General features: G+C 65.5%; 25 protein-coding genes, 1 tRNA gene and 1 pseudogene. 14 read left to right on the top strand and 13 right to left on the bottom strand.

Annotation, left to right across the window (positions count from 1 at the left end):
- Nucleotides 1–240 precede the first annotated feature (240 nt).
- Nucleotides 241–1,113, top strand: coding sequence for an HAD family hydrolase (locus VVR41_RS01855; RefSeq protein WP_368523370.1), 873 nt, complete (start codon nucleotides 241–243; stop codon nucleotides 1,111–1,113).
- A 196-nt stretch (nucleotides 1,114–1,309) separates the two neighbouring features.
- Nucleotides 1,310–1,903, top strand: a complete 594-nt coding sequence (locus tag VVR41_RS01850) for a phage holin family protein (RefSeq protein WP_368523369.1) — start codon at nucleotides 1,310–1,312, stop codon at nucleotides 1,901–1,903.
- Nucleotides 1,904–1,981: 78 nt separating this feature from the next.
- Here VVR41_RS01850 and VVR41_RS01845 read toward each other — a convergent pair whose 3' ends face one another.
- The 4 genes from VVR41_RS01845 to nth all read right to left on the bottom strand — a co-directional run bounded on the left by VVR41_RS01845 (nucleotide 1,982) and on the right by nth (nucleotide 5,390).
- Nucleotides 1,982–3,175: a MarP family serine protease gene (locus tag VVR41_RS01845; protein ID WP_368523368.1), complete on the bottom strand. Its 1,194-nt coding sequence runs from the start codon at nucleotides 3,173–3,175 to the stop codon at nucleotides 1,982–1,984.
- 76 nt (nucleotides 3,176–3,251) lie between these two features.
- Nucleotides 3,252–3,965 (bottom strand): CoA pyrophosphatase, encoded by a 714-nt coding sequence (locus VVR41_RS01840; protein WP_368523367.1) that lies wholly within the window; start codon nucleotides 3,963–3,965, stop codon nucleotides 3,252–3,254.
- Complete coding sequence (locus VVR41_RS01835) at nucleotides 3,966–4,571, bottom strand: TlpA family protein disulfide reductase (RefSeq protein ID WP_368523366.1); 606 nt, start codon at nucleotides 4,569–4,571, stop codon at nucleotides 3,966–3,968. It abuts the gene before it with no gap.
- Nucleotides 4,572–5,390, bottom strand: a complete 819-nt coding sequence (nth, locus tag VVR41_RS01830) for an endonuclease III (RefSeq protein WP_368523365.1) — start codon at nucleotides 5,388–5,390, stop codon at nucleotides 4,572–4,574. It lies immediately after the preceding gene.
- Nucleotides 5,391–5,677: 287 nt separating this feature from the next.
- On the opposite strand from nth, the gene glxR reads away from it, so the two are divergent.
- Nucleotides 5,678–6,361, top strand: coding sequence for a CRP-like cAMP-activated global transcriptional regulator GlxR (gene glxR / locus VVR41_RS01825; protein ID WP_368523364.1), 684 nt, complete (start codon nucleotides 5,678–5,680; stop codon nucleotides 6,359–6,361).
- An 82-nt stretch (nucleotides 6,362–6,443) separates the two neighbouring features.
- On the opposite strand, the gene VVR41_RS01820 is transcribed toward glxR, so the two are convergent.
- Nucleotides 6,444–7,052, bottom strand: coding sequence for an NAD(P)-dependent oxidoreductase (locus tag VVR41_RS01820; RefSeq protein ID WP_368523363.1), 609 nt, complete (start codon nucleotides 7,050–7,052; stop codon nucleotides 6,444–6,446).
- Between the two features lie 115 nt (nucleotides 7,053–7,167).
- On the opposite strand from VVR41_RS01820, the gene VVR41_RS01815 reads away from it, so the two are divergent.
- Nucleotides 7,168–7,548 carry a winged helix-turn-helix transcriptional regulator gene (locus VVR41_RS01815; protein ID WP_368523362.1) on the top strand — a complete coding sequence of 127 codons (381 nt, stop codon included), beginning with the start codon at nucleotides 7,168–7,170 and terminating at the stop codon, nucleotides 7,546–7,548.
- A 62-nt stretch (nucleotides 7,549–7,610) separates the two neighbouring features.
- Here VVR41_RS01815 and VVR41_RS01810 read toward each other — a convergent pair whose 3' ends face one another.
- Genes VVR41_RS01810 through VVR41_RS01795 form a run of 4 tightly spaced genes read right to left on the bottom strand, consistent with a single transcriptional unit; the run spans nucleotide 7,611 to nucleotide 9,495 of the window.
- Nucleotides 7,611–8,423: an MBL fold metallo-hydrolase gene (locus tag VVR41_RS01810; protein ID WP_368523361.1), complete on the bottom strand. Its 813-nt coding sequence runs from the start codon at nucleotides 8,421–8,423 to the stop codon at nucleotides 7,611–7,613.
- 48 nt (nucleotides 8,424–8,471) lie between these two features.
- Nucleotides 8,472–8,930: a RidA family protein gene (locus VVR41_RS01805; RefSeq protein ID WP_368523360.1), complete on the bottom strand. Its 459-nt coding sequence runs from the start codon at nucleotides 8,928–8,930 to the stop codon at nucleotides 8,472–8,474.
- A 10-nt stretch (nucleotides 8,931–8,940) separates the two neighbouring features.
- The gene (locus VVR41_RS01800) at nucleotides 8,941–9,096 is read right to left on the bottom strand and encodes a DUF4177 domain-containing protein (RefSeq protein WP_321102256.1); all 156 of its coding nucleotides are present in this window, start codon (nucleotides 9,094–9,096) and stop codon (nucleotides 8,941–8,943) included.
- A gap of 24 nt (nucleotides 9,097–9,120) precedes the next feature.
- Complete coding sequence (locus tag VVR41_RS01795) at nucleotides 9,121–9,495, bottom strand: WhiB family transcriptional regulator (protein WP_368523509.1); 375 nt, start codon at nucleotides 9,493–9,495, stop codon at nucleotides 9,121–9,123.
- A gap of 232 nt (nucleotides 9,496–9,727) precedes the next feature.
- Here VVR41_RS01795 and VVR41_RS01790 point away from each other — a divergent pair, with 232 nt between their 5' ends.
- The gene (locus VVR41_RS01790; RefSeq protein WP_368523359.1) at nucleotides 9,728–12,139 is read left to right on the top strand and encodes a transglycosylase domain-containing protein; all 2,412 of its coding nucleotides are present in this window, start codon (nucleotides 9,728–9,730) and stop codon (nucleotides 12,137–12,139) included.
- 21 nt (nucleotides 12,140–12,160) lie between these two features.
- Here VVR41_RS01790 and VVR41_RS01785 read toward each other — a convergent pair whose 3' ends face one another.
- Nucleotides 12,161–12,610 (bottom strand): GatB/YqeY domain-containing protein, encoded by a 450-nt coding sequence (locus tag VVR41_RS01785; protein WP_368523358.1) that lies wholly within the window; start codon nucleotides 12,608–12,610, stop codon nucleotides 12,161–12,163.
- Nucleotides 12,611–12,645: 35 nt separating this feature from the next.
- On the opposite strand from VVR41_RS01785, the gene VVR41_RS01780 reads away from it, so the two are divergent.
- Nucleotides 12,646–13,539, top strand: a complete 894-nt coding sequence (locus VVR41_RS01780; protein ID WP_368523357.1) for a metallophosphoesterase — start codon at nucleotides 12,646–12,648, stop codon at nucleotides 13,537–13,539.
- Between the two features lie 98 nt (nucleotides 13,540–13,637).
- Nucleotides 13,638–13,714: transfer RNA gene (locus VVR41_RS01775), tRNA-Pro, on the top strand.
- 98 nt (nucleotides 13,715–13,812) lie between these two features.
- Here the strand turns inward: VVR41_RS01775 and VVR41_RS01770 are convergent.
- Nucleotides 13,813–15,216 carry a hypothetical protein gene (locus VVR41_RS01770; protein WP_368523356.1) on the bottom strand — a complete coding sequence of 468 codons (1,404 nt, stop codon included), beginning with the start codon at nucleotides 15,214–15,216 and terminating at the stop codon, nucleotides 13,813–13,815.
- A 168-nt stretch (nucleotides 15,217–15,384) separates the two neighbouring features.
- On the opposite strand from VVR41_RS01770, the gene VVR41_RS01765 reads away from it, so the two are divergent.
- The 6 genes from VVR41_RS01765 to VVR41_RS01740 are packed head-to-tail and all read left to right on the top strand — an operon-like array spanning nucleotide 15,385 to nucleotide 21,281.
- The gene (locus VVR41_RS01765) at nucleotides 15,385–18,300 is read left to right on the top strand and encodes a DUF4040 family protein (protein WP_368523355.1); all 2,916 of its coding nucleotides are present in this window, start codon (nucleotides 15,385–15,387) and stop codon (nucleotides 18,298–18,300) included.
- Complete coding sequence (locus VVR41_RS01760) at nucleotides 18,297–18,725, top strand: cation:proton antiporter subunit C (protein WP_321102246.1); 429 nt, start codon at nucleotides 18,297–18,299, stop codon at nucleotides 18,723–18,725. The genes VVR41_RS01765 and VVR41_RS01760 overlap by 4 nt, the downstream gene beginning before the upstream one ends.
- Nucleotides 18,722–20,254, top strand: a complete 1,533-nt coding sequence (locus VVR41_RS01755) for a monovalent cation/H+ antiporter subunit D family protein (RefSeq protein ID WP_368523354.1) — start codon at nucleotides 18,722–18,724, stop codon at nucleotides 20,252–20,254. The genes VVR41_RS01760 and VVR41_RS01755 overlap by 4 nt, the downstream gene beginning before the upstream one ends.
- Nucleotides 20,254–20,697, top strand: a complete 444-nt coding sequence (locus VVR41_RS01750; RefSeq protein WP_321102242.1) for a monovalent cation/H+ antiporter subunit E — start codon at nucleotides 20,254–20,256, stop codon at nucleotides 20,695–20,697. Before VVR41_RS01755 ends, VVR41_RS01750 begins: the two co-directional genes overlap by 1 nt.
- A 3-nt stretch (nucleotides 20,698–20,700) precedes the next feature.
- Entirely contained in the window at nucleotides 20,701–20,967 is a 267-nt protein-coding gene (locus VVR41_RS01745; RefSeq protein ID WP_368523353.1) for a cation:proton antiporter, read from the top strand.
- Complete coding sequence (locus VVR41_RS01740; protein WP_368523352.1) at nucleotides 20,967–21,281, top strand: Na+/H+ antiporter subunit G; 315 nt, start codon at nucleotides 20,967–20,969, stop codon at nucleotides 21,279–21,281. The genes VVR41_RS01745 and VVR41_RS01740 overlap by 1 nt, the downstream gene beginning before the upstream one ends.
- Before the next feature lie 85 nt (nucleotides 21,282–21,366).
- Here VVR41_RS01740 and VVR41_RS01735 read toward each other — a convergent pair whose 3' ends face one another.
- Entirely contained in the window at nucleotides 21,367–22,527 is a 1,161-nt protein-coding gene (locus VVR41_RS01735) for a SufD family Fe-S cluster assembly protein (RefSeq protein ID WP_368523351.1), read from the bottom strand.
- A 62-nt stretch (nucleotides 22,528–22,589) separates the two neighbouring features.
- Nucleotides 22,590–23,303, bottom strand: a complete 714-nt coding sequence (locus VVR41_RS01730; protein WP_368523350.1) for an ABC transporter ATP-binding protein — start codon at nucleotides 23,301–23,303, stop codon at nucleotides 22,590–22,592.
- A gap of 356 nt (nucleotides 23,304–23,659) precedes the next feature.
- Between VVR41_RS01730 and VVR41_RS01725 the strand changes: the two are divergent.
- A pseudogene (locus VVR41_RS01725) lies at nucleotides 23,660–24,426 on the top strand (HNH endonuclease); the annotation flags it as partial.

The raw sequence follows: 24,426 nt of genomic DNA, 5'->3' as shown, positions 1-24,426 counted from the left end.
CCTCGGGGGGTGTGCGCGGGCCGTCAATAACCCGGCCTCGGGGGGATGGGCCGGGGCAGGCCACACGGTATATCGGGGCCTTGCGAGTACGAGTATGGCACAGAGGTTCGGTTCGGGGCAAGGGTCGGATAAATATTGCTCAACACAGCCCGGAAGTAAGGCCCCATCCGCCCCAGAAGTCACACACGAATCACCTGCAACACTTTCGCGCGTGGTGTGGAGCGTCTACACTACGTCCACATGACCCCCCGCAGCACGAGCGAGAGTGCACGGACACCGGCGGAGCACACCTGCTCCGCCGAGTTGTCGTGCCCGGCTGCGGCCTTTTTTGACCTAGACAAGACGATCATCGCTACCTCCTCGGCGTACGCGTTCGGCCGCGAATTCCTCAGCAACGGCCTCATCAGCCGCCAGGAGGCGCTCGAGCTGTCACTGTCCAAGGCTTCCTACATGTTCTCCGGGCACTCCCCCGAACAGATGGACGCCGCGCGCGATTCCCTCTCCCAGCTGACCGCCGGGTGGGACGTCGAGGAGATCCGCCGCATCACCACCGAGACCATGCACACCGTGGTCACGCCCGCGATCTATGCCGAGGCGCGCGACCTGATCGAGCAGCACCGCAGCCAGGGCCACGAGGTCATCATCATTTCCGCCTCCGCCTCCATCTTGGTCGAGCCGATCGCCCGCGAGCTCGGCGTCGACACCGTTGTCGCCACCGAAATGGAGGTTGTCGACGGGAAGCTGACCGGGACAATCAAACGCTTCCTCAAAGGCGACGCGAAGGCCGCGGCCGTCGCCGAGTTCGCCGCCGAGCACGGTTACGACCTCGCCCAGAGCTTCGCCTACTCCGACTCGGCCACCGACATTCCCATGATGGAGATGGTGGGCCACCCGGTCGCCGTCAACCCAGACCGCGCCCTGCGCAAGCACGCCCTGAAGAACGGCTGGGAGGTGCGCACCTTCAAAAACCCGGTGCCGCTCATCCAGATCCCCCACGCGCGCGAGGTCGGCATCGGCGCAGGTGTCGTCGCCGGCGTCACAGCACTCACCGCGATCGGACTCTGGCTTGGCCAGCGCCTCCTGCGCGACGGCAAAACCACGCGCAGCGCCTAGCCCAACGGCACCTAACAATCCGCCTCGCCCAATAGTCTCAACCTCATAACAGGTATGTTGAGGATTCATCCAACTGCTTCGACCGCAGCGCCTGGCCCGGTTACGGTGTTAAAGTTGAGACAACCAATTGGGCGCCGTGTCCCCGGAAATTCCATGCGGGAAATTCCATGCGCTTGTACGAAAGGTAGTTACAAAAGTGAGCAACAAAGGTCTGTACACCGATGGATCGACCGCCGTTTCCGCAAAGGTAGAGTCCATCCCGCTGCGCGATTCCACCGCCACCGTGCCCGGCCAGGATTCGCTGGGCACGCTTGTCTCCAACGCGACGGAGCAGGTATCCACCCTCGTGCGCAGCGAGATTGAGCTGGCCAAGGCCGAGGTTGTCGGCGAGGTGAAGAAGGGTGCGCTCGGCGGTGGCCTCCTGGCTGGAGCCGGCGTGATTGCCTTGTACTCCACTTTCTTCTTCTTCCTCTTCGTCGCCGCGCTCCTCGCGCAGTGGATGCCGTGGTGGGCAGCCTTCCTTATCGTCTTCCTCGCGATGATCGCTGTCGCGGGCATCCTCGCGCTCGTCGCGTTCAAGAAGATCAAGGCCATGCGCGCGCCCGAGAAGACCATTTCCTCGGTGAACGAGCTGAAGAACCTCGTTCCGGGCCAGGCCCAGAAGAACCTCCGCGAGGACCACTCCGCGCTCTACACCCGCGCCGCCGGCCGCCCGGCAACCTCCGACAGCGCTTCCGCGGCCCGCGTCGGTTACCGCGCCGGCTCCACCGCAGTCGACCTAGACAAGTAAGCCCAACAGCTAGATCACGCGCCCGTGCCCCTCGTGGGCGCGGGCGCTTTTCGACGCCCCCTCCGAACCAAACAGCGCCTAGCGGGCCACGCACTCCCGCGTGTCCGCGGGCTGGGTGAGCGCGCGGACGTCCCCGACCACGTCGAGCACCTGCGCCGCAGTCAGGGCGTAGCCGGTGTCGGAGGACTTGACCGAGGCTCCGAAGATCACGCCGGCGACCTCACCGTCGGTGGTGATGACGGGTCCGCCGGAGTTTCCCTGCCGGATGTTTCCGCGCAGCGTGTAGGCCTCGCGGTCGACGCGCCCGGAGGCGTAGATGTCGGGCCCAGAGATGGTCAGCACCTGACGCACACGCGCCGCAGCAGCCTCGAAGGGGCCCGACTCCGGGAACCCCATGACAATCGCATCGTCACCCCGCCCCAGGGGCTTGGTGGCGAACGGGATCGGGGCGAGGCCCAGGCCCTCGCTGCGCAGCACCGCGATATCGGTCGCCGGGTCGAAGAAGACGACCTGCGCCTGCTTCACCCCCAGCACGGTGTCGAGCTCAACCGTGCCGGTGCCGGCGACGACGTGGGCGTTCGTGATCACGTAGTCCTCCGCGGCGACGAAGCCGGAGCCCAAAAGGTGGCGTCCGCAGGTCTGCGCGTCACCCATGACGTGGATAACGCTGGGGCGCAGCCTCTCCACCATCGCGGGGTCGATCGCGCTGGCGTCCGGGGCGTCGACGGCCACCACGCCGGGGGTTTGGAAGGGGGAGACCAAAGGCGGGAGCCCGGAGTCGTCGAGAAGCGCTGCGAAACGGGCGGGCAGGGACTCGAACCCTGCTGGGGCGGCGCGGTCGATGGCGGAGAGCACCCGCGACTCGCGCAGTGCCGTACCGGCCGCCCCAGGCAGCGCGAACGCCAACGGGATGGAAATAAACCACACGACCAGGGTGAACGCCACGCTCTGGAACAGCGCCCCCGCCACGGAATCGACGGTGAGCGTGGAACGGAATCGTGCGCGGTCGCGCAGCTGGGACCCGATCAGTCCGCCGACGGTGTTGCCGAGGGCGGCAAACAGGACGACGACGGCGAGCAACAGCACGACGCGCAGCACCTGGGTCGGCGCCAGGCCCACAACGAAAGGCGCGACAGCGAGGCCCACAACAAGGCCCGCGATGATGCCTACTGCCGACAGCACCGCCGAGAACGCGCCCTGGCGCCACCCGCTGACAAACGCCCCGGCGATCATCAGGACGATCACAGCGTCGACGATGAGATTCAGTGTCACGTGGCCTCCGGGTTTTTCAGGTTCTTCGGGTCGTTCGCGGCTCGGGTGCGGCGTACTGATGGTACTGGCATCGCGCTTAAGAATGCTGTTCCCTGTTGCGCGACGCGCGCAAGGCGTCGCGCAGGGGGATGACGTCCTCTACCGGCCACGGGGTGGCCCACCCGGCGGTGTCTAAGAGGACGTCGAGAAGCACCCCGGTAAAGCCCCAGACAACGTAGCCTTTCACTGCGAACGCGGGCCCGCGCCACCCCATGTAGGACACCTGGAACCGGTTGGCCGGGTCGATGAGCGTGGAGACGGGGACGAAGAACACGTCGTCGGTCTCGGCGGGGCTGGCCACGTGCACCCGGCCGGGGTCGGCGGAGTAGGCCAGAATGGGGCGCACGGCGCGCCCGCTGCCGCCGGCGGTGACGGTGCCGAGGGCGGCAAGCGGCGCTACCCGGTTGCGTTCCAACCCCGTCTCCTCCTCCGCTTCGCGCAGCGCGGCGTCGACCGGCCCCGCATCCGCCGGGTCGATCTTGCCTCCGGGGAAAGCCATCTGCCCGGAGTGGCTGCGCATTGACGGTGTGCGGTGGGTAATCAGCAGCGACGCGTCACCGGGCAGCTCGGCGGCGGACTCGTCGCCAGAAAGCAGCATGAGCACGGCGGAATCATCCTCGCCACCCGCGCGAGGGGTGCGGCGCGCCAGCTGCGCGCGGGCGTAGTTCGACGGCGCGGGGGACTCCAGCCCGCGGATCAACTGGCCCATCCAGCCCGGGGCGCGGTCTGGCTGCAGCGCGACGTCCGCCATTTACGCCACCTCGGCGACGGCCTGCTCGAGCTCCGCGACGGAGGCGAAGGTGCGCGGGAAGGTTGCCACCACCTCGCCGTTGTCGACCACGACCGTAATGGGCACCACCGACGGCAGACCCAGGGTGCCGGCGAAGGTGTTGCTGTCGTCCTGGTAGCTGGGCAGACCCACGCCGAGGTCGTTGAGCATCGCGGCACCGTTTCCGCCGTTGCGGTCGGCGTGCACGCCAACGACGGCGTACTCCGGGTGCTGGTTGGCGAACTCGTCGAAGACGGGCAGCTCCGCGCGGCACGGCTCGCACCACCACGCCCACACGTTGACCACGGCCACGCCCTTAGCGACGGTGGACGCCGCGTCGGTCGCGCCACCCAAGCACTCGAGCTCGATGCCCGCGACGGGCCCTGCCGGGCAGTCCGGGCGCTTCTCGACGCCCCCCGTCCCAGCTGCCGCCCCAGCCGCCGTCCCAGCCGCATCCGCGGACCCGGCCCTGTCAGATCCATCAGATCCGCCAGACCCACCGAAACCGCCGAGTGCGAACAGTCCCGCAAACACCACTGCGGTGGCCGCCACGATGGCGAGCACTCCCAGCCCAACCTGGTTTTTCACCTAGTTCTCCTCCTCTGTATCCCCTGCGCGTGTGACGAAAGACAGAATGTGGTCGCGCTCCTCCCCCGTGACGAGCGCTGCCGCCTCGTCGAAGCCGGTGGGCCCGAGGCCGAAGCTGGGACAGTCGAAGGCGAGCGGGCACGCCCCGCACGCGGGTGTCCGAGCGTGGCAGATACGCCGACCCTGGAAAATAATGCGGTGGGAGAACATGGTCCACTCGCGCTTTTCCACCATCGCGCCGATGGCGTGCTCGATCTTGACCGGATCCGTCTCCTCCGTCAGCAGCAGCCGGTGCACGAGGCGCTGGAAGTGGGTGTCCACGGTCAGCCCGGGCTTGCCGAAGACGTTGCCGCGCACCACGTGAGCGGTCTTGCGCCCCACACCCGGCAGCGTGACGAGGTCGTCGAGCGCGGTGGGCACCTCGCCGCCGAAGTCCGCGACGAGTTTCTGGCCCAGCCCGATGAGGTTGGCGGCCTTCGCGCGGAAGAACCCGGTCGGGCGGATAATCTCCTCGACTTCGTCCTGCTGGGCCGAGGCGTAGGCCTGGGCGGTGGGATAGCGGCGAAACAGGGCCGGGGTGACCTGGTTGACGCGCACGTCGGTGGTCTGGGCGCTGAGCACCGTGGCGACGAGGAGCTCGAGGGGCGTGGCAAAGTCCAACTCCGCGTGGGCATCCGGGAAGGTCGCGGCGAGGGTGCGGTTGATGCGCCGTGCGCGGCGGGTACGCCCCAGTTGAGTCTCGCGGCCTTTCGCGGCGGGGTGCGCCCCCGGGCGGCGGTGCCGCGGAGGTGTCAGGCCATCTCCCCTCGCAGAAGTCATGTTGGCCACTATAGTGAGCCGGCCTGTAGGGTCTTGCGCATGACGGTCCTGCTTGTCGCCCTCGTCCCCCTCGCCTTCGGCCTTTTCACCGTGGCCATGGAGCGTCTCGAAGACACAGTGTTGGATTGAAACCCACCCCTTTTACCCTCAAAACCTCTTGGATGCCCGTGAATGTGATTAATCTCCCACCTCTGGTATGATTTTCGCTGTAAATTACGCTTGTCGACGGCTCCCGAGCCTTCGCCTGAAGTAACCATTTTTACAACCATTGCTCCCCAGGAGGCTCCATGGAAGGCGTACAAGAAATCCTTGCACGCGCCGGCATTTTCCAGGGCGTGAACGCTGACGCTGTCACTGCCTTGATCTCGGAAATGGAAGCGGTCCGTTTCCCTCGCGGCACCACCATTTTTGACGAAGGTGAGCCCGGTGACCGGCTGTACATCATCACCGAAGGCAAGGTGAAGCTCGCCCACCACGCTCCCGACGGCCGCGAGAACCTGCTTTCCGTCATGGGCCCGTCCGATATGTTCGGCGAGCTGTCCATCTTCGATCCGGGCCCGCGCACCTCCTCCGCCGTGTGCGTCACCGAGGTCACCGCGGCGACGATGAACTCCGAGACGCTCCGCGTGTGGATCGAGGACCACCCCGAGATCGCCCAGCAGCTGTTGCGCGTGCTGGCGCGTCGCCTGCGCCGCACCAACGCGTCGCTGGCGGACCTCATTTTCACCGACGTTCCGGGCCGCGTGGCCAAGACGCTGCTGCAGTTGGCCAACCGCTTTGGTTCCCAGGAGGGCGGCGCCCTGCGCGTCAACCACGACCTCACCCAAGAAGAGATCGCGCAGCTTGTCGGCGCTTCCCGCGAGACGGTGAACAAGGCGCTGGCCACCTTCGCCCAGCGCGGCTGGATCCGCCTCGAGGGCAAGTCCGTGCTCATCGTCGACACGGAGCACCTCGCGCGCCGCGCGCGCTAAGGCACTCGACGCCCCGATAGGACATGCTCCCCACCAGCTGTGGTGGGGAGCATTTGTCTTATCCGTATCTGGCGCGACGACCCTAGGCGCCGGCCGCCTCCTCGTCGACAGAGGCTGCGGTAAAGCGTGCGCCGGCGTGCTGCGGCCGCTCAATCTCGTCGATGGCGGCGACCGCGAAATCCTGCGCGGAGATGAACCCGCCGGCAGGAACATCGCGTTCGGTTCGGTACTCACCGGTGCGCACGCCCGGGGCAATCATGGGCGACGGCGCCAGCATCGTCCAGTCGAGGCCGTTCGACTGGGCGTAGGCCTGGTACACCTGCACGAATGCACGCGCCTCGGCGCGGTACTCCTCGGGCAGCTCGGGCGATTCCGCCAGAAGAACCTCGCCCGCCTTGAGCCCGCCCGCGCCGCCGATGACGAACATGCGCCCTGCCGGTGCCGCCGCGATGAGATCCTTGTGGGCTGCGACCACGGCGTCGTAGTTGTCCCGGCCTGCCGTGGAGATCACGGTGACGTCGCTGGTGTCGATGACATCCACCACGGCATCAGTGTCGGCGAGGTCGAGCGCGCGGGCGCCTTCGCCTGAACCGCTCTTTGTAAACGTGCGGACGTCGTGGCCGCGCTCGATTGCCTCTTCAACGATGGCGGCGCCGACCATACCTGCCGCGCCGATGACTGAAATCTGCATCAGATCCTCCTGAAAGTAAGAGATGTTCTGCGGAACGAAACTGATGGTATGTTTTAGTAACTGATTACCTCAACGTAACCAATGGAGCACGACTCAGAATTGTGAGGAACGACATATGACGACGACACAACGCCGCCCCAACGTCCTAGACCGCGAATGCCCCTCCCGCACCGCCCTGCGCCACCTCACCGACAGGTGGACGCCACTGATCGTCACCGTCCTCGGCAGCGGCGAGTTCATCCGGTTCACGGAGCTCAAAAAGGAAGTCCAAGGCATCTCCCCCAAGGTGCTCACGGAAACACTGCGCTCCATGGAGCGCGACGGCCTCGTTACGCGCCGCGTCACCGCCAGCATCCCGCCCCGGGTGGACTACCAGTTGACGGACCTGGGCCACACAACCGTGCCGCCGCTGACGGCGCTTCGGCAGTGGGCGGAAGAACACATCGCCGTCATCGAGAAAAACCGGGAATCTTACGACCGCGCCAACGGCGCGTAACCCGCAGCAAAAAGCTCCCCACCAGGCCGTCACTAGCCTGATGAGGAGCACAAGCGAGAGAGCTACGCCTTGTTGCGCAGGTAGCGCAGTGCCACGCGCGTCGACTGCACGGCTGCACCGCGCAAGACCGGATCGACGTCGTCATAGATCGCATCCACGATGACGTTGATGTCCACGTCGTTGCCTCGCTCCGCAAGCACGCCGCGGATCTGCTCAAGACGCTGGTTACGCCGGTCAATGTACTTGCGGGCATACGCCGACAGGTCCGTACCTTCGGGGCCGTGGCCCGGGAGAAGCATGACGCCCTTGCCCTCGTCCTCCAGCATGGCGAGGGAATCAAGGTATGCACCGACGTCGCCATCGGTCTCGGAAATCATGGTGGTGTGGCGGCCGGCGATGGTGTCACCGGTGATGATGCCCTCGAGCTGATCTGACTCCGCCTGGTTGGTGTAGACGAAGAAGGACACCGAATCCATCGTGTGGCCCGGGGATGCCACGACCTTCACCACGGGGGTCACGCCGTCGACGGTGATTACCTCGCCGTCGACAAGCGGCTCAGCACCCGAGCAGTAGTTCGGGTCGAAAGCCCGCACCGGCGCCCCGGTGAGCTGGCGGAACCGCCGCGCGCCGTCGGCGTGGTCGTGGTGGCGGTGGGTCAGAAGAATCAGCGCCACCTTCTCACCCTTGGCCTGGAGGACGTTGAGGTGCCCCTCGTCCTCGGGACCGGGGTCGACGACGATGCTGAACTCGTCTTCCGGGGAGCGGATCACCCAGGAGTTGGTCCCCTCCAAAGCCGCATAGCTCGGGTTCGGAGCAAGGACTACAGCTGCCGAAGGCGTTACCTGTCGCAGTTGGCTGTAAGCGGGATGCTGCATAGGCCATAGCCTACCGCTTCGACAGCCAATTGCTATGCGGAGCGTGGCTTAACCCACAAGCTCGACGACGAGTTCGACCTCCACCGGCGCACCGAGAGGCAGCGACTGGACGCCGACGGCGGAGCGGGCGTGCGCCCCGGCCTCGCCGAAAACCTCCCCAATAAGCTCGCTGGCGCCGTTAATAACAGCCGGCTGGTTCACGAACTCCGGGTCGGACGCGACGTACCCGACGACCTTCACCACGCGGGCGACGTTGTCGAGTCCCACGAGGTCGTGGACCGCCGCCAGGGCGTTGAGCGCGCACTGCCGTGCGGCACGAGTCGCGTCAGCCTCGGTGACCTCGGCGCCGACTTTTCCGGTTGAGGTGAGGGTGCCGTCGATAAGCGGGAGCTGGCCTGAGGTCCACACCTGCTGGCCAACCTTGATCGCGGGGACGTACGCCGCGACCGGGGTGGCCACGGGCGGCAGCTCGATGCCGAGCTCGGTCAGGCGCTGAGTCCATGCCATGGCCATCGCCCTACTCCGCCTCGCGCTTCATGTACGCGACGAGGTTCTCCGGAGTCGGTCCGGGCGTGACCGTGACAAGCTCCCAGCCATCCTCGCCCCACGTGTCAAGGATCTGCTTGGTGGCGTGGGTGAGCAGCGGAACGGTGGCGTATTCCCATTTAGTCATGGCCACCACCATACCTGCGGTCAGCTACAGGCCGATGACCTCGCCGCCCGCGGCGAGGTGGGCAGCCCAGTCGGTGACGTGCGGGTTCTTCCGCAGCACCGCGCGGCGCTGGCGCTCGGTCAGCCCGCCCCAAACCCCGAACTCGACGCGGTTGTCCAGCGCGTCGGCGCGACACTCCATCTGCACGGGACAGCGGCGGCAGATCGCGGCTGCTTTGCGCTGCTCCGCACCGCGGACGAACAGGGCGTCCGGGTCGCCGTTGCGGCACTGCGCGGATGTGACCCACTCGCCCCGGTCAAGCACCACACTGCCAGTGGCGGCGCTGGCGCGGTGAGTCTCGGCGCGAATCACCGTGGCCTGCTGGGCGGCGTAGTTGGCGGGGCTGAGAGTGGTGGTCATCATGTCTCCTTCACGAAGATGCGCGGGATCCGAAAACCGGATCTTTGATGCCCGCGGGAGCCGCTCCACGATGTTCAACGACATACAACCTGGTGCGATTCTTAAGCGGATACCAAACAGAAGCTCTGGACTTGTAAGTCTATTCACACACTAAATTCACTGTCGAATGGGTCACACATTTAGGGGGTAAGTACGGTTCCCCCACATCCGGGCATCCCTTAAGGTATGGGAGGTGTCTGCACTGACCTCTCTCGCGAAGCTTCTCCTCGCGCTACTCGCCGCCGCCCTCGTTACCGCCCTGTGCCTGGCGCCCGTCGCCGGCCTGGGAGGATTGGCCGTCGCGCGCACGGAGGAGACAATGCGCTCCAACCTCTCCGATCTCACCAGCGGCGAGGTCCCCGGGGTCACCACCATCACGGACGTCAACGGCGACCCGATGGCCTGGATCTACAACCAGCGCCGCTACGAGGTCGCCAGCGAGGACATCGCGCAAAGCACCAAGGACGCGCTCGTGGCAACGGAGGACCGCCGGTTCTACGAGCACGAGGGCGTGGATATGCAGGGCTTCGCCCGAGCAATGGTGACCAACCTGCTCGCGGGCGGGGTTGAGCAGGGCGCCTCCACAATCAACCAGCAGTACGTCAAGAACTACTTGTGGCTTGTCGACGCCGACACGGACGACGAGGCCAGGGCCGCCACCGAGCAGTCCATCCCCCGCAAGCTGCGCGAAATGCGCATGGCTTCGGACCTCAACGAAACGCTGTCAAAGGACGAGATCCTCACCCGCTACCTCAACCTCGTCTCCTTCGGCAACCACGCCTACGGCATCGAGGCAGCGGCGCGCACCTACTTTGGTATCCCGGCGCGCGAGCTTCGCCCGGAACAGGGCGCCCTGCTCGTCGGCCTGCTCCAGTCGGTCGAGTACCTCAACCCCTACGTCAACCCGGAGGGCGCGACCCAGCGCCGCAACACCGTTTTACAGAACATGGCGACGCAGGGCTACCTCCCGCAGGAGGAGGCCGACCACCTCGCCGGGGTGCCGCTGGGCATCCTCCCGGAGCCCGCAGGGCTTCCCGACGGCTGCATCGCCGCCGGCGACAACGGTTTCTTCTGTGACTACGCCCTGCGCTACCTCGAGTCCAAGGGCCTGCCGCAGGACGAGATCGAGCGCGGTTCCTACACCATCACCACCACGCTCGACCCGCAGATCCAAGCGAGCTCCGTCGACGCGATCCGCTCCGCAGTCAACCCGGCCACGGGTGGCGTCGCCGGCGTGCTCAACGTCGTGCGCCCCGGCGAGGATTCCCGCGACATCTCGGCCATGGCGACGTCACGCTACTACGGCCTCAACCTGGAAGAGGGCCAGACGATCATGCCGCAGGGCTCCTCGCTCGTCGGCAACGGCGCTGGCTCGGTGTTCAAGATCTTCACGGCCGCTGTGGCCCTCGAGCAGGGCATGGGGCTGGAAACACAGCTTGATACCCCTGCCCGCTCCGTGGTCTACGGCATGGGTGCTGGTGGCGCAGAGAACTGCCCGGCCGGTGCGTACTGCGTGGAAAACGCCGGCACTTATGCTCCCAAACTCAGCCTCAAAGACGCGCTGGCCCAATCGCCGAACACGACGTTTATCGAGCTGATCCAGCGCGTCGGCGTCAAACCCACCGTGGATATGGCGGTGCGCCTCGGCCTACGCTCCTACAAGGAAGAAGGCACGTTCGACGGCGAGCGCTCGGTGGCACAGGCCGCCATCGACGAGAACATGGGATCGTTTACCCTCGGTCCGACCAGTGTCAACGCGCTTGAGCTGTCCAACGTCGCTGCCACCCTCGCCTCCGGCGGCCGGTGGTGCGAGCCGAACCCCGTGGCACGTGTCACCGACAAGTTCGGCAACGAGGTCTTCATCGACCGCCCCCAGTGCGAGCAGGCAGTCAGCGCCGACATCGCCGGCGCTCTTGCCACCGGCATGTCCGAAGACACCATCTCCGGTACCGCCGAGCGCGCCGCTGGGGCAGCCGGCTGGAACGCCCCCGTGGCGGCCAAAACGGGCACCACGGAATCCCACCAATCCTCCGCGTTCCTCGGCTTCACCCGCGGCGTCGCGGCCGCCACCTACATTTTCAACGACGGCACGCAGACCACCCCGCTGTGCAGCGGGCCGGTGCGCCAGTGCGCCGAGGGCACGCTCTTCGGCGGCAACGAAGCTGCCGACGCCTGGTTCCGCATGGCCAACGCCGTACCGGGCGCACGCGAGGCGGGCCTGCCACAATCCAACCAGCTCTACGTGCGCGGCACGAAGCGCGCGGCACTAGATCAGGTGGTGGGCATGCGCTCTGCCGATGCGCGCCGCGTGCTCGAGAGCGAAGGCTTCACGGTGATGGTGCGCTCCGCCCCCGGTGGCGGCACACCGCGCGACACAGTGCTTTCGGCAGAGCCGCAGGATCCGACCATGGCCCCCGGTTCTATGGTCACCTTGTCCGTGTCCGACGGTTCCCGCGCACGGCCGACGCCGAGCCCGTCGCAGTCCCCCACTACGACCCCCGGAGATGCGACGAACTCCCCGGGCGGGGCGACATCGCCCGACCTCGGGGAGCTCACGCAGCAGATCGACGCCGCACTCAACGCCCTGCTGAATAACCAGCGGTAAAGCGCCTAGGCGCTGGGGCGCTTAAGCCAGGCGGGCGCGCACGGCATCAGACAGGCGCCTGCCGTCCGCGCGGCCGGCAGCCTTCTCGGTCGCGACCTTCATGACCTGGCCCATCTGCTGCATGGAGGTGGCGCCGGTGTCGGCCACGGCTGCGTCGACAAGCTCGGCGAGTTCGTCGTCGCTAAGCTGCTGCGGCTGGTAGCCCTCGAGGATCTCCGCCTCGGCGAGCTCGGTGGCGGCGAGTTCCTCGCGGCCGTTCGTGGTGTAGATCTCCGCGGACTCGCGGCGCTTCTTGATCTCGCGCGCGATGATCTTCTGGATCTCCTCGTCGGTGACCTCGTGCTTCGACCCTTCAGTCTCAGCGGTTTGGATCGCAGCCAGCAGCATGCGGATGGTGCCGGTGCGCTCCTTCTCCTTCGCCTTCATGGCGTCCTTCAGGTCTGCGCGAATCTTGTCCTTCAGCTCACTCATGGGTTTGAGGGTACGCGACCTGTAACCTTGGGCGCGTGATAAAGCCCAGTTACGCCCTTGCCCCTCTCGCCGCCGCCGCGGCGGGTCTCGCCTACGGCGTCAGGGAGCTGAACAATTTCCGGCTCACAACCTACGAGCTGCCCCTGCTCGAGCCGGGCACGCTGCGCCGCGGGGCCGACTCGCTCGACATCCTGCACGTCGCGGACCTGCACATGATCCCGGGTCAGCGCCAAAAGGTCGACTTCGTCCGTTCCTTGAACGAGCTCAACCCCGACCTGGTGATCAACACCGGTGACAACCTCTCCGACGAGCGCGCGGTGCCGTGGGTCCTCGACGCCCTCGGCCCGCTGTTGGAGCGCCCGGGCGCCTTCGTCTTCGGCACCAACGACTACTGGGCGCCGCGCCCCATCAACCCACTGAAGTACCTGTTCGACTCCAAGCGCACGCCGTCCTACGTGGACCTGCCGTGGCAGGGCATGCGCGCCGCGTTCGTCGAGCACGGCTGGCAGGACGCGACCCACGCGCGCCTCGAGTTCCGCGCCTCCGGCGTGCGCCTCGCCATCACGGGCGTTGACGACCCCCACCACGACCTCGACGACTACTCCCAGGTCGCAGGCTCCCCCAACCCCGACGCCGACCTGTCGCTCGCGCTACTGCACGCGCCTTATCGACGCCCCCTCGACGCCTTCGAAGCCGACGGCTACGACCTGGCGCTGGCCGGACACACCCACGGCGGCCAGATCTGTCTTCCGGGGGAACGCGCCCTAGTCACCAACGCCGACATTGACCGCCGCCGCGCCTCGGGGCTGCACCGCTACGGCCGGATGTGGCTGGAAGTTTCCAACGGCCTTGGCACCTCCAAGTACGCGCCGGTGCGTATCTTCTGCCCGCCGTCCGCCGCGCTGATCCGCATTACGGAGCGCCACTGAACATGCCCTGAGCGTGCTCTGAGCAGCTGTTTTGGGCTTTCAGCCGCGCTGAACTAAAGTGACTCCAGTAGCAAGCACCGCATGGTGCACGGCTCAACCGGGATATGGCGCAGCTTGGTAGCGCGCTTCGTTCGGGACGAAGAGGTCGCAGGTTCAAATCCTGTTATCCCGACCAACACAATCACCCCGCCGACAATCGCATCGGCGGGGTGATTCGCGTGCGGCCCCGGAGTGCGGAGTGCACAGGCTTTAGGTTAAGGCCAACACCCCAACTTACCTCCCCGGCGCGCGAACCTCCTCCCGCCGGCTGGCTAAACCGATAACCGCTGCGGCCGCACCAAGCACGATCCCAGCCCACATCGCGGCGGGCGACCCGCCGTTGCCCGCGGCGGACAGCGCAGCGGTGGACCAGTGCATGGGCAGCGCGCTCGAGATGTGCTCCACGACGCCGGGCACGACCCCAGCGGCGGAGACCTTCCACACCCAACCGACCAGGGCGACCTGCGCCGCGACCAGGATCGCCGCGGCGACCGAGCCGGCACGGGCGCCGAGGCTGGTCATGAACACCCGCGCGATACCAGCGGAGCCGAACGCAGCCGCGAGGCTGGCCAGCCCCGCGAGTGCCAGGGCCGCCGGGCCCATGCCGACGCCGAGAATCGCAACAAGGACCCACCCGAGCAGCGCCGTGAACGCGGCAGAACCAGCGAGAACCCACCAGCGCCGGCGTGGCAGAGCCAGCGAGGCGGCAGCGGCGGCGAACCCGCCCACCAGCAGCAGCGCGCTGATCAGCATTGCCGCCAGCGGGGCGAGGGCGGAGCGTGGCGCGCCCTCTGCCGCGCCACCTGCCAGAGGCGAGGCCGCGGGGATTGCGCGGCGCACCCCGTCAATCTTCTCGGAGGTCAGCCCAGCGACCTGGTCGAGCTTCTCGGATCCCGCGCGCAGCTCACCGATGCCCGCGCCCGCCTCACCGGCGCCTGCGTCGAGGCGCCCGAGCCCGCTGGCCAGCTCCTGGGCTCCTTTCGTCGCAGTGTAAATGCCGTCGTGGTAGGCGTAGCCCGGAACCGAAAGCTGGTTGGCTACCTCGCGCGAACCGGTCTTGAGCTCGTTGAGCTGGGCTACGACGTCAGCCGGAAGCTCTGCGGTGAGCGCCTGTTGGCGCAGCTGGGTGAGCGCCTCGCGCGCGCTGACCACGTCCGGGTCGCGCGCATCCCGCATGTCCAGCAGCGCGCCGTCGATGCCCGCGATGACCTGGCCGCGCACTGCGTCAAAACCGACGGCCTGGTCGACGACACCGCCGATGGCGTCGGCAACGCGGGTGGCACCGTCGGCAAGCTGACCGGTGCCAGCTTGGAGCTCGACCATGCCGTTGGACAGTTGCTGGGCTCCGGTGTTGGCGGCGGAGATGCCGTCGATAAGCTCCTTCGAGCCCTCGTCGAGCTGGACCACGCCGTCTTTGAGCTGGGCGGTGCCCTGGGTGAGGAAGCCTGCCTGGGTGGCGGCTTCGCCGGCGGCACGGCGGGCGTCGACAAGTGTGTCGGGCCCGGCGACCGCGGCCGGCGCCCCCGTCGTTGCGTGGGTATCGTCCGCGTCTTGCGGGATCCAGGTGCTTGCGGGGTTCATCGGAAGGAGTGCCCCGGCGACCAGAAGACCAGCCGCGGGCAGAAGGCGCCATCTCATGGTTGGGAATATAACGCCGGGTGCGAGGCGTCCGGGCCAGGCTCACCGTGTGGCCTAGGACTCAGTTGCCAAACCCGTTAGGGCATGTCATAGCGAGTTGATACCCTGAATTTTGTTTTTCCTATTCATCTCACATAGCAAGGCACTAATTGCCGTGAAGAGGCTCCGATGACACTACCTCTCGTGGTCGCTTTGGTGGGGGTGACAGTCCTCCTGTCCCCTCTGCTGGTACGCGTCATAGACAGGAAGGCGGGATGGCCGCTTGCGCTGCTCCTGCTCGCCGCCGCATATATCCTCGGGCGGGAATACCCCCACGTCACCGACGGTGGGGACCTAACGTGGTCGAGGCCGTGGGCGCATGACCTGATGGGCACCGGCACCCAGGTCGACCTTGCACTGCGCGCCGACGGCCTGAGTATCTTCTTCGCCTTGCTGGCGCTGTTGATCGGCGCGGTAGTACTCATCTACTCGGCGGCGTATCTGCCGCGTAAAGAGGGAAACACCAGCTTCTACACCATCATGACGGCGTTTACGCTGTCGGTGCTGCTGCTCGTGCTTGCCGACGACGTCGTCGTGCTCTTCATCGGCTGGGAGCTCGTCTCCATCGCATCGTTCTTCCTCATCGCCAGGTCCGGCCCGACGGGTGAGGCCGGTTCCTACCGCACCCTCATCCTCACCTTCTTCGGCGGCCTGACGCTGCTGGCGGCGCTTGGACTGGCGGCCAACGCGGCTGGGACGACGCGCCTGTCCGAGATCCTCGCCTCCGACGTCTTCGCTGCCCGCCCCGGGCTGACCACCACGATCGCGGTACTTGTGGCCGTGTCCGCTTTTACCAAGTCCGCCCAGTTCCCGTTCCACTTCTGGCTGCCCGAGGCGATGGCGGCGGCCACGCCGGTCTCCGCCTTCCTCCACGCCGCAGCCGTGGTCAAGGCCGGCATTTACTTGCTCCTTCGCTTCTCGACGCTCGTCCGAGACGTCCCCGCCTGGTCCACCCTGCTAATGGTCGTCGGCTTGTTCACCGCGATCATCGCGGCGCTGTTCGCGATCACCAAGACGGATCTGAAGCACCTGACCGCCTACTCCACGGTCTCGCACCTTGGCTGGATCGTCGCCGCGATCGGCATCGGCACCCCGGCGGCGCTTGCCGCAGCACTCCTGCACACTCTGGCGCACGGGTTGTTCAAGTCGTCGCTGTTCATGCTCATCGGTGTCGTGGAGCACGAGGCAGGATCGCGCGATACCCGCCACCTGGGCAAGCTGTACGACAAAATGCCGTTTACCTTTGCCTCCACCGTCATCGCGGCTGCCTCCATGGCTTCGATCCCGCCGCTGTTCGGCTTCGTGTCTAAGGAGTCCATCCTCGCCGCGTTCGAGGAGACCTCCTACGGCCCGGTTCTGTTAGCCATTGCCGGGTTCGCGGCCTTCCTGACCTTCCTCTACTCGGCCAAGATCGTCTTCGGCGCCTTTGTCGACGGGCCCAAGGACATGTCGGGCGTGCACGAGGCTCCGGTATCGCTGTGGCTGCCCGCCGCGCTGCCGGGCCTGATGTCCATCCCGCTGGCTTTCCTGCTGTGGGCGGTCAATGACCCCGTCACCGCTGGTGTGCGCTCGATTACCGGCGACACCTCGTACACCGCCCACGCCGCCCTGTGGCACGGCGTGACCGCCCCGCTGGTGGTCTCGGTCGCCGTTATCGCCGCGGGCATCGCGTTCCTCTTCGTGCGCGGGCGCGCATTCGCTGCTGTAGAAAACCGCCAGCTGCTGCCGTTTAGCGGAAACTCCGCCCTCGCTGGCCTGCAGTCAATGCTGACCGGCCTGGGCCGCGCCTTCGGCTCCCTGGCAGACAGCCTCAACCCGTCGCAGCACCTGAAATGGATCTTCGGCTCCACCGTGGTGCTCGGCCTGACCACCATGGTGTTCACCCGCGGAATCGACGGAGTCACCCCGGCCCCGCGCGCAGCGGGCCTGGACAACTACTGGGACCTCATCCCGTTCGCCATCATCGCCATATCCGTCCTCGGCATGGTGTTCACCCGCAGCCGCCTCGCCACCGCGGTGCTGTTGGGCACGGTCGGCGTGGGCATGTCCCTGCAGATGCTCCTCCTGGGTGCACCGGACGTGGCCCTGACTCAGGTGCTGGTTGAGTCGCTCACCGTGGTCGTCATCATGCTGGTGCTGCGCTACCAGCCCCGTGCCTTCCCGCAGACTCCCGCCACCCAGCGGGCGGCGGCTGCGGCCTTCGCGTTACTCGCCGGCGTTGTCGCGTTCTTCGGTATTTACACGTTGACCGGCCGGCGCGAACGCTCCGAGCTGGCCATGTGGTACCTCACCGAGGGGGGCATCGCGACCGGCGCGGACAACATCGTCGCCGCGATCATCGTCGAGTTCCGTGGCTTCGATACCTTGGGCGAGCTCTCCGTGCTTGGCATGGCCGCCGTGGTGATCCTCGCCGTGACGAAGTCGATGCCGCGCCACATGTTCGAGGCTGGCACCCGCCCGCGCCCGTTCGGCCAGTCGCAGCTCAACTCGATGCCGCTGCGCAAGGCCAGTGCGCTTGTGGTGCCGATCCTGGCCGTTCTCTCGATCCTGATTTTCTTCCGCGGCCACGTCGCCCCCGGCGGAGGCTTCGTCGCAGCGCTTGTCATGGCGACCGCGTTCGCCCTGAACTACCTCTCGCGCGGCGCCGACGCCTACGTGGTCCGCCTTGCCACCCCGTCGCGTCTGGTCGGCTGGGGCATCATCATCGCGATCAGCACCGGCTTCATCGGCCTGATCAAGGGTGGTTTCCTCTACGCCATCCACGGCGAGATCGCAGGGGAGCACATGACCACCTCGTTGTTGTTCGACCTCGGCATCTACCTCGCCGTGCTGGGCATGATCACGCAGGCCATCAACCAGCTCGGCGGGTACCTGCGGCCCGGTACTGAGCTGGAAAACCTCAGCTATCGACGCGACGGGGAAAACCCACTGCCAGACATCCCCGAGCCCGAGCAGCCCCTCGAGGTTGCCCAGGCCCACCCGGCGCCGATCAACCCGGCCGACAATCCCCAGCCCCTCGCAGCACAGGAGGCGACGAACAAATGATTATGGCCCTGACCATCGCGATCCTCATCGCGGGTGCCGTTTACCTGGTGATGCAGCGCGGAATGGTGCGCATCATCTTCGGCATGGCGCTATTCGGCCACGCCACCAACCTCACACTTCTTGCCACCGGTGTTGGTTCGTGGCGCGGTGAGGCGTTTCCCTCCCGCACCCCGCTCGAAGACATGTCCGACCCCCTCCCCCAGGCGTTCGTGCTGACGGCCATCGTCATCGCCATGGCGACAACGACGATCCTGCTCATGCTCTCATCGCTGGGCAAGGACGACGACACCTTCGACCGCCCCGGCGACGATCCGGACCAGCGCGGAGTCTCCGCCCTGTCCACGGCGGGACGCCGCGCCCGTCTCAACCCCAAGAAGCTTGACGAGGCTAACGCCTCCACCACCGCCCGGGAGGTACAGCCATGACCGCCGACGTAATCCTCCCCATCTTTGTTGCGCTGCCGCTGATCATTTCCGCGGTCACGGCGCTCAACCCGTGGAAGCCTCTCAACGACTTCCTGGCGGTGTTCATCCCCGCCGTCAACCTGGCCGGCGGCATCTGGCTGTACATGCACACCGCCGCCAACGGGACGATCTCGCACGTGCTTGGCCTGTACCAGGGCGGGGTGGGTATCTCATTCGCTGGCGACCAGTTCTCCGCCGTGATGCTCGTGGCCACCATGGTCGTGGCGATCACGGCGAACTGGTTCGCCATCGCCGCCGGTGAGACGGAAGCTCGGTACTACACGCCGTTGACGCTCGTCCTTGTCACCGGCGTTAGCGGTGCCGTGCTCACCGCCGACCTGTTCAACTTCTTCGTGATGATCGAGGTCATGCTCCTGCCGTCCTACGGCCTGATCGCCATGACCGGCTCGCGCTACCGCCTCGCCTCCGCCCGCATGTTCGTCCTGGTCAACCTGGCGGCATCGACGCTTCTGGTGATGGGTGTCGGCTACATCTACGCCGTCACCGGCGCGGTGAACCTGGCGTCTCTCCAAGGCGCGGCCGCCGGCAACGGCCCGATCACCGTGGCCTCCGGCATCGTCGTCATCGCAATCGCCGCCAAGGCCGGCGTGTTCCCGGTGCACACGTGGCTGCCGCGCTCGTACCCCTCGACCAGCGCCGCCGTGATGGGCCTGTTCTCCGGCCTGCACACCAAGGTCGCCGTCTACATGCTCTTCCGGCTGTGGGTCACGCTGTTCGACATGGACCCGCGCTGGAACACCTTCATCATCGTGGTGATGGTGATCTCCATGCTGATCGGCGGTTTCGCCGGCCTGGCCGAGACGACGATGCGCCGCGTCCTGGCCTACCAGATGGTCAACGGCATGCCGTTCATCCTGGTCATGCTCGCCTTCACCAGCGACGATCCCCGCCGCGCCCTCGCCGCTGGCCTGCTCTACACCGTGCACCACATGGTCACGGTGGCGGCCCTTGTGCTCAACGTGGGCGCGATTGAGGAGACCTACGGCACCGGCACCCTGTCCAAGCTGTCCGGCCTCGCGCGGCGCGACCCGCTCACCTCGACGGTCTTCGCCGCCGGTGCGCTGTCGATCGTCGGTTTCCCGCCGTTCTCGGGTGTCTTCGGCAAGGTGGCCGTCGTGTTCGCCGCCGCGATCCCGGGCGACTGGCGCAGCTGGGTGGTCGTGACCACGATCATCGTCGCCTCCTTCGGCGCGCTGCTGTCCATGATGCGGGTGTGGAAGCTCGTGTTCTGGGGCGCGCCGATGGACAACTACCCCGCCGCCCTCAACGTCAATTCGCGCCTGCTCGTGCCCTCGGCTGTGCTCATGGCCATTTCGCTGGGCATGTTCCTGGCCGCGGGGTCGCTGTGGGGTGTCTCCACCGCCGCCGTCGATGCGCTGCTGGACACGGACGCGTACACCTCGGCCGTGCTGGGAGATGATGCCATCGGCATCCCGAACGTCGCTGAGCTGCAGGGAGGACAGAACTAATGGCCAAAAACGGATTCATCCACGCGGTGGGCTACGGCGCCTGGATTATCAAGGAGATCTTCTCCGCAGGCTTCTCGACGATCATCGCCGCGTTCAAACCCCACGCGGGCATCCGCCCGATCATGATCCTTTACCCGCTGCGCTTGACGACGGACTGGGAACGCTTCTGGTTCTCCTCCTCGATCACAGCCACGCCGGGAACGATGTCCCTGGGCTTCCGCCACGACCCGAAGGGCACGGACCTGAAGTTCCTGCTCGTTCAGGCCGCTTTCGGCGAGGACCCGATCGAGCAGATTCAGGGTCTTATCGAGATGGAAGAACGCGTCGCTCCCCGCATCGCCGCAACTCCTCTCGACCCGGCGACCGTGGAGTGGTACGAGTACCACGACTACGGCCCGGACCCGAAGGACACAACCCTCCCGGCTGCTGAAAGGTTGGATTAACTCATGTTCTCAACCATCGTCACAGCGTGCATCGTCATCGTGACGGTCTGCCTGCTCATCGGCCTGGCTGCCCTCATCCTGATCAAGGACGAGCTGTCCCGTGCTGTCATGGCGGACCTCATCTTCTACTCGATGATCGCGATCTTCCTCATGTGGACCCTGTTCAACGACACGATGATCCCCTACGAAGTCGCGATCCTTGCTGCACTCGTGTGCGGCACCATCCCGACCATCTCCATGGCACGCATCGTCTCGAGGGGGCGCCGCTAATGACTGTCGCAGAAATCATCGCATCTGTCCTCGTCGTGCTTGCGACGATCAGCATCGTCGCCGCAACCATCCTGCAGCTGCGGGCACCCAACGCCCTGACGCGCGCAAACCTGCTTGGTCCTCTCGTCGTGATCGCGTTCCCGCTGCTCGTCATGGCCAAGCTCGTGCAATCGTGGTCCACCACGGGGTTCGTGATCAACGATGTCCTGCGCGCGATCATCGCCATCGCCGCGGTGTGGATCATCGCGTCCGTAGCCACGTTCGTCATGGGCCGCGCCCTCCACGGCGTGACCTACGTGGATAAGCAGGCATAGACCTGCACTCCCGCGCATAAGGAAAGGCCCGCTTGCGCGGGCCTTTTACTTTGGGCGACGCGGTGGCCAACCAACTACCTTCGCCCTACATTTTTTCAGCGCCCCGTGCAGCTGCGACAAGATTCTCAACGCGCTCGCGGATGGCAACCGGAATTTGGTCGTCATCCAGATCAAGGAACCCTTGAATAATGAGGTTGCGCGCTGCATCTTCCGTCAATCCCGTGGACATCAGATAATCGAGCTTTTCAGAATCAATCATGCCGACCGACGCTTCGTGGGAAAGTTGCGCGCCATCAGTCTGTGCATCGAGAGCAGGCACAGACGTGATTCCGCCATCAGAGCGAAGCATGAGGCCGTCACACTCGAGGAAGCCGTTGACGCCTGAAGACTGCGCCACAAGCTGGGACCTATTCTCAATGACCCCGCCATCGGCGACCATGCGCGCAACCTGTTCAGCCTGAGCGCCTTCACCGGCGAGCACCACGACATCGCTTTTGATCCGTTTGGTACCGGTCGGCGCCAACACAATCGAGTGGCTTGTGCACGACGCATGAGAAGCAAGTTCAGTGCGCGACTGCGAGCGGTGGCAATGGACAGCGGAAACCGCGACCGAAACCGAACTTACAGAAGCCCCGACTCCGACCTGCGTGCGGCCGTAGGAATAAACGTTCATTTCTGAGCCCCATTTATCCACATCAACCGAGCGAACCTGGGCGCCGTCACCGATGAACGTCTCACACACAGATACGTGCGTGCCGTGGCTCAGCGTGGGAGTGACAGCCGAGCCGCTGACGTGGTCCACAACAGCGCCCTTGCCAATAACGGTGATGTCGTGCGTGAACTGGCGTTCTTGCGGGACTGTCATCACGGTAAAAGACTGAACTGGCAACGTGACTGTGGCCTCGTCCCGGACCCAGGTAAAGGTGCCCAACGGTTCACGGGATGATTCGAATGCGCGGTGCAGCATGTCGTCTTCATCGGGCGAGATGAGGCTGAACATCAACTCCTGGACCCAGGGAAACTCCAGGAGCGCGCGGGAAAGCGGCATGACAACGATGTCGTCATCGCTGGAGCTCAAAGCGCTGAAACCGTGGTCAACCAGGATGCTTGTAGCTGCGCGAGACTCTTCTGGCGCCCACCCGACCGGTTCGAGGATGTCTGTGGACACGGCACACCGGTCAAGATCGGCGGTGGCCGTGGCGTTTTGTGGGGCAAGGGAGGTATGGACGGTTTTTGGGGTGGACATAGGGCTAGTCCTTTCGTTGAGGGAGCATCGTGGCGTTGTGGCGGTGGCCGCCTAAGGACGGCCTACGACAGGGTCGCAGCCGCGTAGCCGCGGCGGCGGACGTGGTTGAAAAGCTGTTTGGCGTCATCTGATGCTTGGATGCGGCCGTCGATAAGCAGGTGCGCAATGGTGGCATCGATTCCATCCAAGATGAAGCCCGTGTGGGTGATGATGATCGCTGCCCTCTGCTTTCCATCGGGAAGGGGTGTGTTCATGAGTTCGGAGATGGCTCCTGCAACGACCTTGACCTGCTCGATGTCCACGCCGGACTCGGGCTCATCAAAAAGACAGAGACGGGGAGACTGCGTGGTTAGCTTGGCAATTTCCCATCGTTTGGCCTCGCCGCCGGAGAAACCTTTGTTGATGTCACGGTCCAGAAGGTGGGTGAGACCCAGTTTCTCCACCGGATCAGACGAAGGGACGGTGCCACTGTCGGCCGGATCAGGTTGCATGGCCGCTATGAGCTGCTTGACCGTGACCCCCGTGAGACTCGGCGGCCGCTGGAATGCCATTCCGACACCTGCGCGTGCACGCTCATCGAGCGACATTGCGGTCAGATCCTGCCCGCAATAGAGCGCAGTACCTCCGACGATATCGAACGGGCGGATCCCCATGAGTGCGCATAGAAGCGAGGACTTTCCAGAGCCGTTGGGGCCAAGGAGGATGTGGGTCTCGCCGTCGTTGATGGTCAGGTTGACGTCGTGACACACAGGCTTGCCATCAGCGGTTACAGTCACTCCCTCTAGTTGAAGAATCGATTCTGCGGACACGTTTTCTCCTTATGCAAAGTGAAAGTCGAAGAGAAGGGCAGGAAGCGCGTCAGCCAGGGTTTGGAGTGAATTCGGTCGGGAATCCGTTCCGACAACGGAACGTAACGGTCAACCTGCCCTTGTAAGGTTAGCCTAGCCTTACTTGGCGCAAGGTGGAAGGACTTTCCCGGAATCACCCCCATCTGCACCCAAGAGCTTTTCGACGAAGGCATAGGCTTCGTTCGAACACTTTATCGAACGAATGTGCGAGAGCGAGGCCTAGTGTCCGGCACCCCTGATACGAATACATGTGCGACACCACACCACTCAAATGGGGGACACACATGAAAGGCTTCTACACCGTCAACACACCCGACAACCCAATCGCGGCCACACTCACCAACACACGAAAAGCCGAATACGAAATCTTCCTCACCCACCGCCCACCCATCGACGCCGACTTCGACGACGCCGTCACCACACTCGCCTCCCTATCCGGACGCAGCCCCTACGCCGTCAAAGCAATCATCTTCGCCCTCTACCGCCTCGACGAACTCCCACAACTCAAAGCCCTCCACGAACACCTCTTCCACCTCGACTTCCCACGCCTTGCCGCCATCGACCAGGTCCTCGACAAACTCGGCCCCGACCCACACCCCGACACCCTCGAACGCATCGACACCGCACTCACCCGCTACCTCACACCACGCACGCCCCACCGCATCCTGCCCTCCGTTGCCAACCTCCGCCGCAAAGTCAACGCACTCGTCACCGCCGAAGACCCCGACATCACACCAGAAAAGAAAACCCCACCACCACCCGAATACGGCGTGATCCCACTGCCACGCGGCAGATGCCAGATCTACGCCGAATTCGACACCCCCGACGCCATCCTCATCGACACCACCATCGAAGCCACCGCCAAACACCACTCAATCAGCACCGCCGAAGCCTTCAAACTCCTCATCACACAAAACGCCACACCCCCACGCACCACCCTGCACCTCTACCGCGCAGCCGACATCCCCGACACCCCCGTCTACATCCCAGGCTTCGGCTGGGTCGACCCCACCACCGGTGACACCCTCGCACAGCGCGCACAACGCACCAC

The organism is Corynebacterium sp. LK2510 (assembly GCF_040946405.1).
Lineage (GTDB): Bacteria > Actinomycetota > Actinomycetes > Mycobacteriales > Mycobacteriaceae > Corynebacterium.
The sequence above is the reverse complement of the archived record's forward strand: the minus strand, read 5'-3'. Positions and strand labels throughout refer to the sequence as shown.